13 protein-coding genes are annotated in these 15706 nt (G+C 64.8%); 3 read left to right on the top strand and 10 right to left on the bottom strand.

Annotation, left to right across the window (positions count from 1 at the left end):
- Positions 1-5 precede the first annotated feature (5 nt).
- From I8746_RS09695 to I8746_RS09665, 7 genes are all read right to left on the bottom strand, one after another.
- Positions 6-1166: an acyl-CoA dehydrogenase family protein gene (locus I8746_RS09695; protein ID WP_021782064.1), complete on the bottom strand. Its 1161-nt coding sequence runs from the start codon at positions 1164-1166 to the stop codon at positions 6-8.
- 33 nt (positions 1167-1199) lie between these two features.
- The gene (locus I8746_RS09690; RefSeq protein WP_221100560.1) at positions 1200-1994 is read right to left on the bottom strand and encodes an enoyl-CoA hydratase/isomerase family protein; all 795 of its coding nucleotides are present in this window, start codon (positions 1992-1994) and stop codon (positions 1200-1202) included.
- Between the two features lie 238 nt (positions 1995-2232).
- Entirely contained in the window at positions 2233-3639 is a 1407-nt protein-coding gene (locus I8746_RS09685) for an amino acid permease (RefSeq protein ID WP_003256132.1), read from the bottom strand.
- A 196-nt stretch (positions 3640-3835) separates the two neighbouring features.
- A complete protein-coding gene (locus I8746_RS09680) occupies positions 3836-6088 on the bottom strand; it encodes a hybrid sensor histidine kinase/response regulator (RefSeq protein ID WP_003256133.1) in 2253 nt (750 codons plus the stop codon).
- Positions 6085-6867, bottom strand: a complete 783-nt coding sequence (locus I8746_RS09675) for an ABC transporter substrate-binding protein (RefSeq protein ID WP_017148262.1) — start codon at positions 6865-6867, stop codon at positions 6085-6087. The genes I8746_RS09680 and I8746_RS09675 overlap by 4 nt, the downstream gene beginning before the upstream one ends.
- Positions 6864-7580 carry a response regulator gene (locus tag I8746_RS09670; protein ID WP_003256139.1) on the bottom strand — a complete coding sequence of 239 codons (717 nt, stop codon included), beginning with the start codon at positions 7578-7580 and terminating at the stop codon, positions 6864-6866. The genes I8746_RS09675 and I8746_RS09670 overlap by 4 nt, the downstream gene beginning before the upstream one ends.
- 74 nt (positions 7581-7654) lie before the next feature.
- On the bottom strand, positions 7655-8299 hold the full coding sequence (locus tag I8746_RS09665; RefSeq protein ID WP_221100559.1) for a TetR family transcriptional regulator C-terminal domain-containing protein: 645 nt from the start codon (positions 8297-8299) through the stop codon (positions 7655-7657).
- Between the two features lie 116 nt (positions 8300-8415).
- On the opposite strand from I8746_RS09665, the gene I8746_RS09660 reads away from it, so the two are divergent.
- Positions 8416-9162 carry an enoyl-CoA hydratase-related protein gene (locus tag I8746_RS09660; RefSeq protein ID WP_003256141.1) on the top strand — a complete coding sequence of 249 codons (747 nt, stop codon included), beginning with the start codon at positions 8416-8418 and terminating at the stop codon, positions 9160-9162.
- 53 nt (positions 9163-9215) lie between these two features.
- On the opposite strand, the gene I8746_RS09655 is transcribed toward I8746_RS09660, so the two are convergent.
- From I8746_RS09655 to I8746_RS09645, 3 genes are read right to left on the bottom strand one after another with little or no spacing between them, the layout of a single operon-like run.
- The gene (locus I8746_RS09655) at positions 9216-10274 is read right to left on the bottom strand and encodes a lipocalin-like domain-containing protein (protein WP_221100558.1); all 1059 of its coding nucleotides are present in this window, start codon (positions 10272-10274) and stop codon (positions 9216-9218) included.
- Complete coding sequence (locus tag I8746_RS09650) at positions 10264-12723, bottom strand: ABC transporter permease (protein WP_221100557.1); 2460 nt, start codon at positions 12721-12723, stop codon at positions 10264-10266. The genes I8746_RS09655 and I8746_RS09650 overlap by 11 nt, the downstream gene beginning before the upstream one ends.
- On the bottom strand, positions 12723-13388 hold the full coding sequence (locus I8746_RS09645; protein WP_221100556.1) for an ABC transporter ATP-binding protein: 666 nt from the start codon (positions 13386-13388) through the stop codon (positions 12723-12725). Before I8746_RS09645 ends, I8746_RS09650 begins: the two co-directional genes overlap by 1 nt.
- Positions 13389-13669: 281 nt before the next feature.
- On the opposite strand from I8746_RS09645, the gene I8746_RS09640 reads away from it, so the two are divergent.
- Together I8746_RS09640 and I8746_RS09635 are read left to right on the top strand one after the other, a co-directional pair.
- Entirely contained in the window at positions 13670-14737 is a 1068-nt protein-coding gene (locus I8746_RS09640) for an aromatic ring-hydroxylating dioxygenase subunit alpha (RefSeq protein WP_012051966.1), read from the top strand.
- A 12-nt stretch (positions 14738-14749) separates the two neighbouring features.
- Positions 14750-15700 (top strand): PDR/VanB family oxidoreductase, encoded by a 951-nt coding sequence (locus I8746_RS09635; protein ID WP_012051965.1) that lies wholly within the window; start codon positions 14750-14752, stop codon positions 15698-15700.
- The last annotated feature ends 6 nt before the right edge of the window (positions 15701-15706 follow it).

Below are 15706 nucleotides of genomic sequence, written 5' to 3'. Positions count from 1 at the left end.
GGCGCTCAGCGCAGCAGCGGGCGCAGCAGTTCGCGGGCGATGATGTGCCGCTGGATTTCCGAAGTACCCTCCCAGATGCGCTCGATACGCGCGTTGCGCCAAATGCGCTCAACCGGCCCTTCATCCATCAGGCCCATGCCACCGAAGATCTGCACGGCTTCGTCGGCGACCTTGCCCAGCACTTCGCTGGCAAACAGCTTGGCCATGCCGGCTTCACCGTCGGTCATGTTGCCCTGGTCCATCTTCCAGGCGGTGTGCAGGGTGAGCATCTCCGCGGCGCGGATCTGCGTGGCCATATCGGCCAGCTTGAACGACACCCCCTGGTAGCTGCCGATGGCCTGGCCGAACTGCTTACGGTCGGCGGCCCATTGCAGTGACAGGTCGAGGGCGCGCTGGGCCTGGCCCACGCAGTTGGCGGCGACCATCACCCGGCCGGCGGTAAGCCAGGCATTGGCCACTTCCCAACCTTTGCCCACTTCGCCCAGCACCTTGCTGGCCGGCACCCGGCAGTCGTCGAAGAACAGCTCGTAGGTGTGATAACCACGGTTGCTCACGCACTTGGGACCACGGCGGATGGTCATGCCCGGCGTACCCCGGTCGACCAGCAAGGCGGTGACCGCATTGCGCTTGCGCCCGTTGTGCTCGTAGGTGTCGGTGACCGCGAAGACGATGGCAAAATCGGCGTGGCCGGCGTGGCTGATGAAGTGCTTGCTGCCGTTGATGACAAAGTCATCGCCCTGGCGCACGGCGCGGGTCTTGATGGCGTTGGCATCGGAACCGGCACCCGGTTCGGTGAGGGCGAAGCAGTCGATCTTCTCGCCCTGCACGCACGGCAGCAGGTAGTCGTTGATTTGCTCGTCCTTGCAGGCCATGAGGATTTTCGACGGCCGTGCAACGAAGACATGCAGCGCCCAGGACACCTTGGACAGCTCACGTTCGATCAGCGCCTGGGACAGGTAGTCCAGGCCACCACCGCCGACTTCTTCGGGCATGTTGAAGGCATAGAAGCCGGCAGCGATGGCTTTGCCACGGATCTGCGCGGCCAGTTCGGGTGACACAGCGTCGGCGCGGTCCACCGCTTCCTCATGGGGCAGCAGCTCCTTGGCAACAAAGCTGCGTACCGCTTCCACCAACATTTCTTGTTCTTGGGTCAGTTGGAAATTCATCTGCGAAGGTCCTGATGAGGGTCGGGTATCGGATTACTGGCCGGTAAAACGGGGGGCGCGACGTTCCACCGAGGCTTGCAGGGCCTCGGCGCCATCCTGGCTGCGGCCACACAACAGGCCGGCGTGGCGCTCGGCCTCCAGCTGCTCGGCGAGGGTGCGCCGGGCGCCGTCGCGGATCAGCTGCTTGGTCTGCGCATAGGCGAACGTCGGGCCATTGGCCAGGCGCCCGGCCAACTCGGCCACCACGGCGGGCAGTTGCTCGTCGGCGCAGACTTCGCTGACCAGCCCAGCCGCCAGGGCACGCTCGGCGCCCCACAGTTCATCGAGGAACAACAAGCGCTTGGCCTGCTCGCTGCCGATCAGCCGTGGCAGGTGCCAGCTGGCGCCGGCATCGGGGCTGTAGCCCATGCTGGTGTAGCCGGCCTTGAAGCGCGCCGAGGCGGCGGCGATGCGCAGGTCGCAGCACAGGCTAAGGTCCATGCCACCGCCCACGGCGGTGCCGTTGATGGCGGCGATGGTGGGTTTGTCGAGGCTGTGCAGGCGCAACATCAGGGCATGGGCAGTTTCGGTCCAGCCATAGCTTTCCAGGGTGCCGGCAGCTTCGGCGGCAGCCCATTCGGCCAGGTCGGCGCCAGCGCAGAAGCTGCGGCCGCTGCCGGTCAGCACCACCACGCGTACGGCGGGGTCGTCGGCATGGCTGTCGAGCAAGGCGTGCAGTTGCTTGAGGGTAGGAATGTCCAGCGCGTTGCGCTGCTCGGGGCGGTTGAGGGTGATCCAGGCAACGCCAGCTTCGACCTTGCTCAACAGTGACGACGACGGGGTAGTCATGGGGGCCTCGGTGTTGTTGTGATGGTTTTGGAGGGCTTGACGAGGAAGATACTAAACGAGTGTTCAACAAGACGGGATGGGCTGTTACAACTTCGCACAACTCGGTGTTTGGCGTTACACAAGGGCGTTCGTCGTGAGGTCTTCATGGGCTGTGAGATCGCACGCCGCGCGGGCGGTGCTCGATCTCACAGGTGCTGAACATGCAGCGATTGACACCCGCCGGCGACGAGCTGCGGCGTCAAACCCCTGGTGCGCTGGGTGCGAAGGCCCCCTGCCGGCGGCGGTTGACGAAGAAGTACGCCGCATAGCACAGGGCAATGAAGCCAAAGCCCCAGTACAGCGACGGTCGTTGGGTTTCATCCAGCGCCAGGAACACGAACAGCGAGCTGCACAGGGTGATGCACAGCAGCGGCACCAGCGGGTACAGCGGCGCCTTGTACTTCAGGTCCTGCAGTTGCCCGCCGTCGCGCAGCCAGGCCTTGCGGAAGCGGTACTGCGCCAGGGCGATGACGATCCAGGTCACGGTGCCGGACATACCGCTTACCGCCATCAGCACCATGAACAGCGTGTCAGCCGCAACGAAGCTGGTCATCAGCGAAATCAGCGCAAAGCACAGGGTGATGCTCAGCGCCCGCAGCGGCACGCCACGCTTGCTCAGCGGCGACAGGCTTTTCGGTGCCATGCCAGTCTTGGACATGGCCCAGAGGATGCGCGTGGAGGCATACAACCCAGAGTTACCCACCGAGAGGATGGCCGTAAGGATGACGAAGTTCATCAAGTCGGCGGCGTAAGGGATGCCGACCATGTCGAACACCTGCACGAACGGGCTTTCCATCAGCCCGGCCTGCTCGTGCGGCACAATGGCCGACAGCACGGCAATCGCCAGCACATAGAAGATCAGCACGCGGAACACCACATTGCGCACCGCCCGCGGGATGCTTTTTTCCGGGTGCTCGGTCTCACCAGCCGCCACCCCCATGATTTCGCAACCCTGGAAGGCATAGACCACGGTCATCATCACCGCGAACACTGCCGACAGGCCGTGGGGGAACAGCGACTCGCCCACCAGGTTGTTCAGCATCGGTGCGGGTGCCCCGCTGCTCAGGGGGATGGCACCGAAGATCACCAGCAGGCCAATGACGATGAAGCCGAGGATGGTTGCCACCTTGATGCCCGAGAACCAGTACTCGGCCTCGCCAAAGGCGCGCGTGGCCAGGGCGTTGAGGCCGAACAGCACCACCACGAACAGCGCCGACCAGTACCAGATCGGCACCTCCGGGAACCAGCGGGTCATCAACATGCCGGCAGCGGTGAACTCCAGGCCTACGGTGGTGGCCCAGCTCATCCAGTACACCCAGCCGATCATGAACCCGGTGGCCGGGCCAATGTACTTGGTGGCGTGGGCCTGGAACGAACCGGACACCGGCATCTGCACCGACAGCTCGCCCAGGCAGACCATCACCAGGTACATCAGCAAGCCCGCGACCAGGTAAGCCAGGATCGCGCCCACCGGCCCACCCTGATTGATGGTTACGCCCGAGCCCATGAACAGGCCGGTTCCAATAACCCCACCCAGCGACAGCATGAAGATGTGTCGGCTTTTCAGGGCGCGGGTGAGCTGGATCTTTTCAACGTTGTCAGTCATGGCGCACCTCACCATTGCGGCAGGTACGTTTGGCGATGCGAACGAGGGGCTGAGCGCTACGGCATGTCATTATTCTTGTCTCCAATAAGCCTCATGGACCGTGTGCAACACGGTTGCCATGGATTATTGGAAACGGATGTAAGGCGCCGTTGTACGAACGGATCGAAGATGTAAAAAGTCGTAAGCTTTTTGTACGTCAGCTCTGGATCAGCTGTTCCAGGGTCGCACGGGCCTGGCCGAGCTGGCTTGCCAGTGGCTCGGCCAGTGCGTTCAGCGCCTGCCCATCATGCTGGCGGGCTGCGTCTTCCAGGCGTCGCAACAGCGCAGCCAGGCCAGAAAAACCCAGGGAGTCGCAACTGCCGGCCAGGCGATGGGCCAGGTGCAGCACCTCGGTAAAGTCCTGGGCCGGCAGCGCCTCGGCCAACGCCGTGGCGTGCTGCTCCAGTGACTGGCGCAACACATTCAGCAGGCCCTGCAGCTTCTGCTCGCCCAGCAGCGAGCGGTGGGTGGCCAGCAGCGACCAGTCCATGTTCGCGTCAATACCGGCCTCTTCGGTCGGCGTTGCGTCGGCCAGCGCCTGGCGCAGGTTGGCCAGTCGCAGGGGCTTGGCCAGCACACCTTGCATGCCGGCTTCCAGGTAATCCGACAGTTGCCCCGGTTGCACGCCAGCGGTCAGCGCCACTATCCGGCTGTGGTGGTTAGGCCCGGGGGTGGCGCGAAGCTGCCGGCACAGTTCCACCCCGCTCATGCCGGGCAGGTGAACGTCCAGCAGGATCAGGTCGAAGCGCCGCTGTGCGCACAACTGCAGGGCCTGCCCGGCATCCTCGGCAAAGCTCACCCGGTGGCCATCGCGCACCAGCAGGCCGCTCGCCACCTCACGGTTCAGCGCGACGTCCTCGACCACCAGGATATCCAGGCTGGCGCTGACCGACTGGGCCGGGGTATTGGCCGCAACCGGCTGCCCAAGGGCGATGTCGAGTTCGAACCAGAAGCAGCTGCCCTGCCCTTGTACACTGTCCAGGCCAATGCAGCCCCCCAGCTTTTCCACCAGGTGCTTGCAGATCGCCAGTCCCAGACCGGTGCCGCCGTAGCGGCGTGCCACGGCCTCGCTGGCCTGGACGAAGCGGTCGAAGATTTTTGCCTGTACGGCCGGCTCGATGCCGATGCCATTGTCACTGACCGACACCCGCAGGCGCTGCGTGGTCGCCTCGCTGACCAGCACCTGCACCTTGAGCCGCACCTGGCCGTGCTCGGTGAATTTGATGGCATTGGCCAGCAGGTTGCTGAGCACCTGACGCAGGTACTGCTCGGCGCCGTGCTGGTAACCGGCTAATTGCTCATCAATCTCCAGATGCAGTGTGTCGCCGTTGTCCGCGGCCATGGGTTCGAGCAGCGCCAGCACTTCCTGGCACAACTGGCGCAGCGAAAAGCCGACCAGCTCGGCGCGGCTCTCACCTTCTTCGAGCCGGGCGAAATACAGCACTTCGTTGAGAATCGCCAACAGCCCCTCGCCGGCCTTGTACAAGGCTTCCAGGCGCTGACGGTCGGCCGCTTCCAGCCGGCCACCGCGTAGCAGCTCGGCCATGCCCAGGATACCGTTGAGCGGGGTGCGCAGTTCGTGGCTCATGGTCGCCAGGAAGCGTGACTTGGCCAGGTTGGCGGCCTCGGCGTCATCCTTGGCCCGGGCCAGGCTGGCGGTACGTCGTTCGACCATGGCCTGCAGTTCGTCGCGCTTGTCTTGCAACGCCAGGCGGTCGCGCTCGCGGCGTTCAATGTCGCTGAGGATGGCGCGGCGCATATCGTCCAGGGCATTGGCCACCGTGTCGATCTCGTCAGGGCGCGATGAACGGCGGCGCCCCAGGCGCAACGGTTCCTGCCATTGGCCGGCGCCAATACGCCGGGCGAACTCGGCCATCACTTGCAGATGGCGGGTGACCAGGCGATAGAACAGCCCCGACAGCGCCACTGCCAGGCCACACAGGAACACGCCCATCCACAGCAGGCTGGCAAGGCCGGTGGCATACAACCGATGGTGCACCGCACCCAAGTCGATACTCACTTCAAGCTCACCCAGGTGCCTGGCGGGGCCCGAGGGGGGCTGATAATCCAGGGGGAAGCGCTCGATGCGCAGCGGCCCCTTGGGTTCGGCCTCTCCTCGCAGCAGTTGAAAATCATCGCTAACCAAGCGCACCCGGGCCACGTCGGAAAAATCCACCAGGCCGCGCAATTGCGTATCCAGCTGCGCCTCGTCCAAGTCCCACAGGCTGCGCTCCAGGCTGGCGAGGTAGCCTGCGCGGATCAACGCCATGCGCGCCTCGATGTCGCGCATCTCGCGGCGGTATTCGAAATACAGCTGCACGCTACTGGCCAGTACGGTAAAGCACAGGCTGAACAACAGGATGAACCGCAGCAGGCGGCGCAGCAGGCCATCGGTGTGCAGGCGAATCATCGGGCATCTGCCGGCAGGTTGATCATGTCGCGGTAGGTGACCTCGCTCTGCTCCAGCCAGCGCGCGATCTCGCCAGCCTGGTTCATGCGCCGCAACTGCGCGTCGATTTCGTCCATGTGCTGGCTCAGGGGTGATTGCCGCGATACGGCTACCCGCAGGTAGTCCACGCTCAGCGCGCTGGGCAATACGCGGATGTCCTGCGCGCCGGGCAGGTGCTCGATGAACAGTTGGCCGGTGCGCCGCTCCTGGATTACGTAGTCGATGCGCCCGCGGATCAGCTTGCCGAAATTCTGCTGACTGGACGATACCCGCTCGATGTTCTGGTGGCGGGCGACGAAGCGGTCGAATTCGGCGCCGTAGCTTTCGCCGTACAACAGGCCGCCACGGTAACCCGCCAGGTCCTCCAGCTGCTGGAACTGCACCGGTCGCTTGCGGTTGTAGAACACGGCCACTTCCTCGCGCACCACCGGCTCCGTGGAAAAACGCATGCGCTGGTCACGCTGGTCGCTGTTGTAGGCCAGGACCACGTCCACCCGCCCGGCGGCGGCGTCCATCAGGCAGCGCTTCCAGTTGCCCAGCACCACGGTTTGCACCTCGTAGCCCATGCGCGCGAACAGTTCGCGCACCACGGTTGGGGCCAGGCCGCGCACCTGGTGGCCGTCGCTCCAGGAAATGGGCGGGTACACGGGGTAGTCACAGTAACGCACGGGTTCACCGGCACTGGCGTGCAGGGTGGGCCACGTCAAGGCCAGCGCCAATCGCCAGGCGCGAGGAATCATGCTGCCACGCTGGCGGTGAACAGGTAGCCGGTGCCGTGAATAGTGATGATCAACTGCGGTTCGGCCGGGTCGTCATGCAACTTGCGCCGCAGGCGGCCGACCAGCACGTCGATGGAGCGGTCGTTGGGCACCCACTCGCGGTTGCGAATCTGGTCCATCAACTGGTCGCGGCTGAGGGTGTGGCCGCTGTTGCGCAGGAACACGCTGAGCAACTGGAACTCGCCGTGGGTCAGCAGGGTTTGCCCGCCACGGGCGTCGATCAGCCGCCGGCGGTCGGTATCCAGCGCCCAGTCGGCGAACTGCTTCAGCGATTGCGCGCAGGCCGGGGCGGGGTGCGCCTCACGGGCATGGCGTACGCGGCGGATCAGGTTTTTCGCCCGGGACACCAGCTCGCGGGGGTTGAGTGGTTTGATCACGTAGTCATCTGCACCGCATTCCAGGCCAACGATGCGGTCTATGTCGTCATTGCGCCCGGTGACGAGGATGATGCCAACCTCCGAGCGCACCCGCAGTTCGCGGGTCAGGGTGAGGCCGTCCTTGCCGGGCAGGCGGATGTCCAGCAGCACCAGGTCGACATCCTGGCTGGCGAGCAGGGCTTCGGCCCTTTCCGCGGTGTCGGCGCAGTGTACGTCGTAGCCCTCCTGGGACAGGTAGGCCTGCAGCAAGTCACGAATAAGCGGATCGTCATCGACGATCAATACCCGAGGCGTCATTGCGTGTTGTCTCTTTTTTATTGGTGTTGTTCTACACACTCGCGACAGCAGCGTACTCGTTACTGAACAGGTGATCAACAGCCCTCGGGCAGGCTGAAGCGCCTCCGGCCGCCGGCCTGCAGGCCGTCGACCCAGGCCTCGCAGATGATCACGCCCTGCTCGGGGGTGAAGGTGCCGGGGTTCAGGCCCGACTCCAGCCACAGGCCGTCGAGCAAGGCGCTCAGGCTGATGGCCGCCAGGTCGGCATCGAAGCCCTGCCAGCCCTCCTCCTCGGCCAGTCTGGCCAGTAGCCGGCCAAGTTCGTTGCGGTACTCGCCGTAGGAGTGGTCGTGCACCTGGTTGATCGCGTCGGCGGTCTTCACCGCGCCCCAGAAGGCCAGCCAGGCATCGAGCAATTGCGGGTCGAGCAGCTCGGCGCAGAACGAGGCACGGAAGAACGCCGACAACCGCTCGCGGGCATTGGGCGCAGCTTGGGCCATGGCCTCGCGCAACAAACCCATCACCCGACCGGTGACGGCCATGTAAGCCTCTGCCACCAGTTCGTCCTTGCCCGCGTAATGGTGGCTGATCAGCCCGACCGAGACCCCGGCCTCGGCCGAGATCTTGCGGATTGAAGCCCCCTGGAAACCATGGCGTTTGAGGCACACCAGGGTCGCCTCGACCAGGTTGGCTTTGCGCAGTTCCGGCAGCATGCGGTGGTAGCGGGCTTCCTGAGTCATCGGTGGGTCTCTGGTTAGGGGCTGGACTGAACGACTGTACAACAAGCCGGACTGCGTGATAAACCCTAAGCGCCACTGCCCGGCAGGGCCCCCTCACAACAACAAAAGCGGCTGCCATGAACGACCTGATCACACGCGAGCTGGACCAAGGCCTGCTGACCCTGGCCTTCAACCGCCCCGACAAGCTCAATGCCCTGAACACTGCCATGTACCAGCTGCTGGGCGACCTGTTGCTGGCGGCAGGTGAAGACCCCGCTGTCGATGCCATCATCATAACCGGTGGGCCGCACTGCTTCAGCGCTGGCAACGACCTTCGCGACTTCCTCGACAACCCGCCCAGCGACCTGGACAGCCCGGTGTTCCGCCTGATGCGGGTGGTCATGGGCCTGGACAAGCCGCTGATCGCAGCGGTCAGTGGTGCGGCGATCGGCATCGGGGCCACCCTGTTGCTGCACTGCGACCAGGTGCTGGTCAGCCGCTCGACCAAGCTGCGCATGCCTTTCGCGCCGCTGGGTGTGTGCCCGGAGTTTGGTTCCAGCCTGCTGTTGCCGCGTGTGCTTGGCCAGGCCCGGGCGGCACGCTTGCTGCTGACCAATGCATTGCTGGATGGCGAACAGATGCTGGCCTGGGGGCTGGCCAATGAGCTGCATGAAAACGGCGAACAGTGCCTGGACGCTGCCCGCACGCTGGCGCGGCAGCTGCAAGGCTACCCGCAGGCTGCACTGCGGATCAGCAAGCGGCTGCTCAAGGACAGCCAGCGGGCGGAGCTGGAGGCCACGGTGGCGCGGGAAAGCCGACTGTTCATCGAGTGCTTGCGTACTGAAGAAGCGCGGGCAGTGCTGCGAGGGCTGATCAAGGGTTGAAGGGGCTGGCGCGATCTTCATGGGCGCAACTGTCTTGCGCAAACGTTGTTGCACTAGTACCCGGTCATCTCCAGATACCCGCGCCCGCCCGCACTCCCGTTCAAGCGTACCGGCCCTTCCCAATACGGGAACCGTGTCTGCATCCACGCCTGCGGCTCAACGGCATCGACCTGCACATCCACCCCATGCTCCGGCACTTGCACCCGCCAGCGCGTCGGTACCTGCTTGCCGTTTTTCTGCGCAGACCAGGCCAGCGCCTGCAGGCGGATCTGTGCGGCGTCCAGCGCCACCACCTCCCCCTGTGGCCCTACCCAGGTCCCGGCGCGATACGGTTCCCCGTGGGCCTCCCGTACCTGGAACAGCATCAGCTTGGCGCCACTGTCCAGGTGCAGGGAAAACCAGTCCCAGCCGGTCTGCCCGGGCGCCAGCGGCTGACTGCTCCATTCCCGGTCCAGCCAGGCCTGCCCGGTAACCGCGATGCACAGGCTGCCACGCTGGACCTGCCCCTGGACCTGGTAGAACGGCTGGCTGTAATAGTACGAAGCCTGGCCCTTGCCTGATTTTTCGCTGTAGCCCTGCTCACCATGCAGCACCAAGGGAAGATCGCTGTGCAACTGCAAGTCATAGCGAAAACCGTCGCCACTTGCGACCATCTGCAGGTGTTCAATGCCGCCCTGGCCCTGTAACACCCAGTCATTAATCCATGCACGAAACGGCTGGGCCTGCACGCCGGCCTGGCCGATACCCCCTCGCGCCAGGGTTTCAGCCGCCTGATGGCCACCCGGCCCGGTCAGTGCTGCATGCCCCATCCACAGGTTCGGGCTGTTCCAGCCGGTGGTCTCCGGGCCGGGGCGCAGGGCCGAGCGGAACAGTGTCCACTGGGCGCCCCAATCTCGGCCCTGGGCGTCCTTGAGATTGGCGGTGACATACCACCACTCGATACGAAAGCCGTCGTGGGGACCGTGGTCATGCGGGAAGACCAGACGATGATCGCGGGTCACCTGGCTGAATTCGCCAGCCTGCTGCCCGAGCCCGGCATAGCTTTGCGGTGCTGGCTGATCACAGCCGCACAACAACAACCCGCTCAGCAACAGCCACGCATTAAGCTTCATCGGCCAACGGCCTCAACAGTTCGCGCGGCTGGCGGCGCGCCAGCTGCCACAGCGGCCAGGCGCAGGCCAGCAGGCTGGTGAGCATGCCCAGCACGGTCAGCTGCAGCAGTTGCATGGGGAACACATACAGCGGTAAACGCCAGCCGAATGCCTGCACGTTCACCACCGCGACCAGGCACCAGGCCAGCAGCAACCCAAGCGGGATTGCCAGCAGCACGGTGAAGCTGCTTAGCATGAGTGTCTGCCCCAGGCTCAGCCAGACCAGTTGCATGCGCCGCACCCCCAGCGCCCACAGCGGTGCCAACTGGCCCAGCCGGGCCTGGCCCAGGGTCAGCAGGTTGATGAACAACGCCACACCAGCCACGCCAAGGGTAAGGCTGTTGAGGGCTGCGGTGGCGGCAAAGGTGCGGTTGAAGACGTCGGTTGACCAGCGTTTCAGGCGCGCCTGCTCGACCACCCGGCTGTCATCCAGGGCAAAGTGCTGTTGCAGCGCGGCCTTGAGCACCGGCACCCGTTCAGCGCTCAGGTCGACACTCAAGCCGGTCAGGGTTGCCTGTGGCCAGTGGGCGCGCAACCAGCCAGCATTGACCAGTACATGCCCCTTGGGGTTGCCGTAATCGGCGTAGATCCCGACCACGGGCAAGGCTGGCGTGTCTGCGGGCAGCTGCAGGCTGTCGCCCAGTTGCAGGTTCAGGCGCCTGGCCAACTGCTCACTGAGCATCACGGCTTGTCCACTGGCCAGTTGCTGCCAGGCGCGCGAATGCTGTTCCAGTAATGGCCAGCGCGCTCCATAGGCGGGGTGATCGACAATGCCCTGCACTTGCACCGGCCAACCTTGCAGCTGCATGTCTGCGCGCCAGCCAGGCAGGACCACGCTGGCCACAGGTTGCTGCTTGAGCCACTCGACTATCTGCAAGCCTTGGGCCGTATCACGTGGGGTGACATACAGGTCGGCGGAGAGGCGCAGGTCAAGCCAACCGACAAACGTCTTGCGAAAACCCTCGGTCATGCTGCCCACACCAACACTGGCAGCCAGCGCCAGCAAAAGGGCGACCAACGCCAGGCTCAAGGCTGGCAGCTGCTGGCGGCTGTCAGCCACGAACCATTGCGCCAATGGCCGGTGGCAACGACGCGCCAGCCAGGCCAGTACCCGATCGAGCAAGGACGGCAACAGCAGCGCCGCCGCCAGCAACAACCCTGCCAGCATGCCGAACGCGCTAAGCAGGCCAGCCCCGAAGACACCACAGCCCAAGGCCAGCAACAGCAGCAGGCCCGCTAGCAAAGCCTGCCGTTGCAACCATGGCCCCTGCGCCAGTCGCCAGGCCTGGGGTTGCGCCAGCGCCAGCAAAGGCAACCGGGCAGCACGCATTACACTCTCCAGCCCGGCCAGCAATGCCCCGAGTACACTTACCAGCACACCCAGCAGCCACCACCCCGCCGGCAGGCTCAACGTGCCGGCGACCTGGGCGCCATACAGACCACGCAGGCTGGCGGCCACGTCGGGCAACAGCCACGCGGCCAATGCGTAACCACTGGCCACCCCGGCCAGCCCACCCACTGCCGCGAACAGGCCCAGCTCCAGCACCAGGGCACCCAGCAGGGTCTTCAGGCTGATGCCGCACGCGCGCAGGTTGCGGATCAGCCCACGGCGCTGCTCCAGCGCCAGACCGATCGCGGCGTGGGCGATGAACAAGCCGACAACGAACGCCAGCAGGCCGAGGGCGGTCAGGTTGAGGTGGAAACTGTCGGTGAGGCGCTGCAAGCCGCCATCGTCCTGCCGCGGCTGCAGTTCAAGGTGGCGGGCAATATCCGCAGGCAACGGCCCGGGCGTATCAGCCAGCAGCAGACGAGACAACTGCCCCGGTGCGTTCAGCAACGCCTGCGCGTAGCCGATGTCCACCACGATGACCCCGGGTGCCAACGCAGGCTGCAAAACCATAGGCGGCAGCAACTGCCCTTCACTGTCGCGGGTCGGCTGCCCGGGGCTTGTGTTCAGTTGACGCAAGGTGTCTGGCCCAACCCAGGCTTGCCCGGGCGAGCCGATGAACGCTTGCAGGTCGAATGCCTGCACCTGCACCCCGGCAATGCTGCTGGCAGGCGGCAGGCTCAACGGCTCGATGCCGATCAGTCGCACACTGCGTGCGGGCTCGCCCGGCAAGCGCAAGCGCCCTTCCAGCACCGGCGAAACAGCCCAGCCCTGCCTGCGCAGTTGCACGTACAACGCATGATCGAAGCGCTCGCCATTGCGCGCGATCAGTTGCGCCTGCAGCGGCCCGGTCAATACCGCGCTGGCCCGGGCATAGTCGCTGCGTGCCTGGCTGTTCAATGCCTGCACACCGGTCCACAGCGCCGTGGCCAGCCACAGGCCAGTGAAGATGCTGAAGCACTGCACACGATGGCGCCGCCAGTGGCTGAGCAGCGCCAACAGGGCCAGCGACAAAAGCTTCATCAGCCCTGCTCGGGCCGCACACGGCCGGCCTGCAGGTAGCAACGGTGCTGCAAACGTGCCGCCAGCCGCGGACTGTGGGTCACCATCAGTACCCCGCTGCCGGCTTCAGCGACCAACTGCAGCAACAAACTCAGCACCTCGTCACTGCTGGCTTCATCGAGGCTGCCGGTCGGTTCGTCAGCCAACAGCCAGGCCGGGCGCCCGGCAAGCGCACGGCCGATGGCGACCCGCTGCTGCTGGCCGCCAGACAGTTGTTCCGGGTAACGCCCGAGCAGGTCCGCCAGGCCCAGGCGCTGCGCCAGGTAAGCCGCCCACTGCGGGTCATGCCGCCCGGCGAGACGGGCCTGGAACGTAAGGTTCAGGCCCACGTCCAGGCTGCTGATCAGGTTGTACTGCTGAAACACCAGGCCAATCCCCTCCCGCCGCCACTGCGCCAGCGACGCTTCCGAACGGCCATCGAGCGGCACATCGTCGATCAGAATACGGCCGCTGTCCGCTCGGTCCAGGCCAGCCACCAGGTGCAGCAAAGTGCTCTTGCCGCTGCCCGACTCGCCCATCAGCGCCAGGCTGCTGCCCCGCGCCAGGCGCATGTCCACCCCCTGCAATATGGGGAGCGGGCCTTGGGGGGTGGGGAATGATTTGTAGAGTTGTTCGATGGCTAGCATCGAGTGGCCTTGATGGGTGGGGTGTCCCTTTAGGCATAGCAGGTTCGGCCAAGCCTGCTCCTGCACTGGCCGCTTTGATCGATCTCGCCGGTGCCTTCCTGTTCAGACGACGTGCTGCTGCAGACGCCCCCTCGAATCGCAGGGGCGCCCCTTTTATGGATCCACTAAAAACCGATAATCGCACAGAATCCGCATTAACAAAGCAAAATCCATTGACCATGCCCGCCAGTCGCAGCCTTAATGGATCCATTAAATAAAAACAAAACCCCGGAGAGCCTCCCATGTACCCTAAAAACACCTGGTACGTCGCCTGCACCCCCGACGAAATCGCCACCAAACCCCTGGGCCGGCAGATCTGCGGGGAAAAAATCGTGTTCTACCGCGCCCGAGAGAACCAAGTCGCCGCCGTCGAGGACTTCTGCCCGCACCGCGGCGCACCGTTGTCGTTGGGCTATGTCGAGGACGGCAACCTGGTGTGCGGCTACCACGGCCTGGTGATGGGTTGCGACGGCAAGACCGTGTCGATGCCGGGCCAACGGGTGCGTGGCTTCCCCTGCAACAAGACCTTTGCGGCCGTCGAGCGCTATGGCTTCATCTGGGTCTGGCCCGGTGACCAGGCGCAGGCCGACCCGGCGCTGATTCCGCATCTGGAATGGGCGGTGAATGATGAGTGGGCCTACGGCGGCGGGCTGTTCCACATCGGTTGCGACTACCGCCTGATGATCGACAACCTCATGGACCTCACCCATGAAACCTATGTGCACGCGTCCAGCATCGGCCAGAAGGAGATCGACGAGGCGCCGCCGGTCACCACCGTCACCGGCGACGAAGTGGTCACCGCCCGGCACATGGAAAACATCATGGCGCCGCCGTTCTGGCGCATGGCCTTGCGTGGCAACGGCCTGGCCGACGATGTACCGGTGGACCGCTGGCAGATCTGCCGTTTCACCCCACCTAGCCATGTGCTGATCGAAGTGGGTGTAGCGCATGCCGGCAAGGGCGGCTACCACGCCGAGGCACAGCACAAGGCATCGAGCATCGTGGTCGACTTCATCACTCCGGAAAGCGATACCTCTATCTGGTACTTCTGGGGCATGGCGCGCAATTTCGCTGCGCACGACCAGACCCTGACCGACAACATTCGTGAGGGCCAGGGCAAGATTTTCAGCGAAGACCTGGAAATGCTCGAACGTCAGCAGCAAAACCTGCTGGCCTACCCCGAGCGCAACTTGCTGAAGCTGAACATCGATGCCGGCGGCGTGCAGTCACGCAAAGTGCTGGAGCGGATCATCGCCAAAGAGCGGGCGCCGCAGCCGCAACTGATCGCCACCAGCGCCACCCCTGCCTGAGGAACAGCCGACATGATCGATGCCGTAGTGGTATCCCGTAACGATGAAGCTCAGGGTATCTGCAGCTTCGAGCTGGCAGCGGCAGATGGCAGCCTGCTGCCGGCGTTCAGCGCCGGCGCCCATATCGACGTGCACCTGCCCGACGGGCTGGTGCGCCAGTATTCGCTGTGCAACCACCCCGAAGAACGCCATCGCTATCTGATAGGCGTGCTCAACGACCCTGCTTCGCGGGGCGGCTCACGTAGCCTGCACGAGCAGGTGCAGGCCGGTGCCCGGCTGCGTATCAGTGCGCCGCGCAACCTGTTCCCGCTGGCCGAGGGGGCGCAGCGCAGTGTGCTGTTTGCCGGCGGCATCGGCATTACCCCAATCCTGTGCATGGCCGAGCAGCTGTCCCACAGCGGCCAGGCCTTCGAGCTGCACTACTGTGCCCGCTCCAGCGAACGTGCGGCGTTTGTCGAGCGGATTCGCAGCGCGCCGTTCGCTGATCGGCTGTTCGTGCATTTTGACGAGCAGCCGGAAACGGCGCTGGACATCGCCCAGGTGCTGGGCAACCCGCAAGCTGATGTGCACCTGTATGTATGCGGGCCCGGCGGGTTCATGCAGCATGTGCTGGACAGCGCGAAGGGGTTGGGCTGGCAGGAGGCCAACCTGCACCGCGAGTACTTCGCCGCAGCACCGGTGGATGCCAGCAACGATGGCAGTTTCTCGGTGCAGGTGGGCAGCACGGGCCAGGTGTTCGAGGTGCCAGCCGACCGGACCGTGGTGCAGGTGCTGGAAGAGAACGGTATCGAGATCGCCCTGTCGTGCGAGCAGGGTATTTGCGGCACCTGCCTGACACGCGTGCTGCAGGGCACACCGGACCATCGCGATCTGTTTCTCACCGAAGAGGAACAGGCCCTGAACGATCAGTTCACGCCCTGCTGCTCACGCTCGAAGACGCCGCTGCTGGTGCTGGACATCTGACCCGGC

This window comes from Pseudomonas sp. USTB-Z, from assembly GCF_019691255.1.
GTDB classification, from domain to species: Bacteria; Pseudomonadota; Gammaproteobacteria; order Pseudomonadales; family Pseudomonadaceae; genus Aquipseudomonas; species Aquipseudomonas alloputida.
This window is presented reverse-complemented; position numbering and strand designations above follow the sequence as displayed.

Coding starts and splice junctions, on each gene's coding strand:
- I8746_RS09670 (WP_003256139.1), bottom strand. CDS start 7,580: ATGACGCCTCGGGTATTGATCGTCGATGACGATCCGCTTATTCGTGAC.
- I8746_RS09660 (WP_003256141.1), top strand. CDS start 8,416: ATGAACGACCTGATCACACGCGAGCTGGACCAAGGCCTGCTGACCCTG.
- I8746_RS09690 (WP_221100560.1), bottom strand. CDS start 1,994: ATGACTACCCCGTCGTCGTCACTGTTGAGCAAGGTCGAAGCTGGCGTT.
- I8746_RS09695 (WP_021782064.1), bottom strand. CDS start 1,166: ATGAATTTCCAACTGACCCAAGAACAAGAAATGTTGGTGGAAGCGGTA.
- I8746_RS09680 (WP_003256133.1), bottom strand. CDS start 6,088: ATGATTCGCCTGCACACCGATGGCCTGCTGCGCCGCCTGCTGCGGTTC.
- I8746_RS09635 (WP_012051965.1), top strand. CDS start 14,750: ATGATCGATGCCGTAGTGGTATCCCGTAACGATGAAGCTCAGGGTATC.
- I8746_RS09640 (WP_012051966.1), top strand. CDS start 13,670: ATGTACCCTAAAAACACCTGGTACGTCGCCTGCACCCCCGACGAAATC.
- I8746_RS09685 (WP_003256132.1), bottom strand. CDS start 3,639: ATGACTGACAACGTTGAAAAGATCCAGCTCACCCGCGCCCTGAAAAGC.
- I8746_RS09675 (WP_017148262.1), bottom strand. CDS start 6,867: ATGATTCCTCGCGCCTGGCGATTGGCGCTGGCCTTGACGTGGCCCACC.
- I8746_RS09655 (WP_221100558.1), bottom strand. CDS start 10,274: ATGAAGCTTAATGCGTGGCTGTTGCTGAGCGGGTTGTTGTTGTGCGGC.
- I8746_RS09645 (WP_221100556.1), bottom strand. CDS start 13,388: ATGCTAGCCATCGAACAACTCTACAAATCATTCCCCACCCCCCAAGGC.
- I8746_RS09650 (WP_221100557.1), bottom strand. CDS start 12,723: ATGAAGCTTTTGTCGCTGGCCCTGTTGGCGCTGCTCAGCCACTGGCGG.
- I8746_RS09665 (WP_221100559.1), bottom strand. CDS start 8,299: ATGACTCAGGAAGCCCGCTACCACCGCATGCTGCCGGAACTGCGCAAA.